This is a genomic window from Cupriavidus sp. 05T313 (genome assembly GCF_056396665.1).
Genome location: NZ_JBFTLX010000596.1, coordinates 1 through 526, shown reverse-complemented (window position 1 = coordinate 526; position 526 = coordinate 1). Strand labels below are relative to the sequence as shown.

At 67.1% G+C, this 526-nt stretch carries 1 protein-coding gene; it reads right to left on the bottom strand.

The window, feature by feature from the left end:
• Nucleotides 1-526 (bottom strand): FAD-dependent oxidoreductase (locus tag AC1DKD_RS41925; protein ID WP_477144822.1); only part of this gene is annotated, 526 nt, incomplete at both ends.

Below are 526 nucleotides of genomic sequence, written 5' to 3'. Positions count from 1 at the left end.
GCCCTGGATCTTGTACGTGGCGCAGGCTTCGAAGTTGACGGTCCAGTCACCGTTGGTCAGGGCCACCCAGCGGAGGGCCTGGGTCAGTGCCGCGTCCTCCAGGGGGCCGTTGAAGTTCAAGGTCCAGAAGGATTCGAGGATGTCCCGGGCGTCGCCGGCGGGAAACTGTTCCCGGATCCGGTCCTGCACCGGGATGTGGTCGATGCCCTTGAAGGCATCCGTGGCCAACGGCCTGAACGGTTCGGGGAAGTAGGTCCGGGACTCCTTGGTGAATTCGCCGTTGTGCTGGCCGATCATCTCAAGCAAGGCTCCGGGGTCACCTTCCCGGCGGCCGCCGTTGGCCCACCAGTATGCGCGCTGCGGCTCGGGGCTGGCGACGGTACCGATGCCATAACGCTTCAACTCCGCCCAGACGTACGGCTGGGTCCAGTGGACCCACGTGCCGCCGATCTCCAGGTCGCGCCCCAGCCGGAGGTCCAGCCAGGTCCGGCCGCCGATGCGGTCCCGGGCTTCGACGATGTGGACC